The sequence below is a fragment of the Blastococcus sp. TBT05-19 genome, assembly GCF_003319095.1.
GTDB lineage: Bacteria > Actinomycetota > Actinomycetes > Mycobacteriales > Geodermatophilaceae > Blastococcus.
Genome location: NZ_QOHI01000013.1, coordinates 1 through 980 on the forward strand (window position 1 = coordinate 1; position 980 = coordinate 980).

At 67.9% G+C, this 980-nt stretch carries 1 pseudogene; it reads right to left on the reverse strand.

From position 1 onward, the window contains the following. Positions 1–14: 14 nt before the first annotated feature. Positions 15–930 (reverse strand): annotated as a pseudogene (locus tag DQ244_RS19080) (IS5 family transposase). Positions 931–980 lie beyond the last annotated feature (50 nt).

The window sequence follows — 980 nt, forward strand, 5'->3', positions numbered from 1 at the left end:
CTAGGGCGCGTCTCCTAAGTCGTTAGCCACATGGTGATGGCCCGGAGGACGACGGCTCCTCGGTAGACGGTGGCGAGCCTGTCGTAGCGGGTGGCGATGCCACGCCATTGCTTGTGGTCGTTGAACGAGCGCTCGATGACGTTGCGGCCCTTGTAGGTGATCGGGTCGAAGGCCGGTGGTCGGCCACCGGCCGAGCCGCGGCGAGCGCGATGTCTGACCTGGTCAGACGGTTGCGGGATCACCGCGGTGATACCGCGCTCGCGAAGCATGGTCCTGGTGGCGCGAGAGGAGTAGGCCTTGTCGCCGATCAGCGCTGTGGGGCGGGTGCGTGGTCGGCCTGGCCCCAGTCGGCGCACCGCGAGTTGAGCCAGCAGCGGCTGCAGCATCGGGGAGTCGCCGGCCTGCCCGGGTGTCAGCGCGATGACCAGCGGTCTACCGCGGCCGTCGACGAGCTGGTGAATCTTGGTGGACAGGCCGCCCCGGGAGCGTCCGATCGCATGATCGGGCGGTTCTTCCCACGGGTTCTTGTAACTCGGCTCAGCCCCCTGTGTGGCGCACCGGACGACGGCCGGCGGGCTCCTCCACCCGACTGGCGTTGGTCGCGTGCTGATGGGCCCGGTTGACGGTGGAGTCCACGCTGACCATCCAGTCGATGTCTCCCGCGGCCTGCGCTTCGGCGAGCAGCCGGGCGTGGATCTTGTCCCACGTGCCATCGGTGCTGAACCGGTGGTGCCGCTTCCACACGGTCTGCCACGGGCCGAACGAGGCGGGCAGATCACGCCACGCGACCCCAGTCCGGAACCGGTAGATCACCCCTTCCACGACCTGGCGGTGATCGCGGAAGGGCCGCGATCTCACGCCGTCCGAGGACGGCATCAACGCCTCAATCCGCTCCCACTGAGCGTCGGTCAGCACTCGATCGCGAGACATATCCGCAGCAAATCAGCCCCACCACGCTCAACTTAGGAGACACGCCCTAG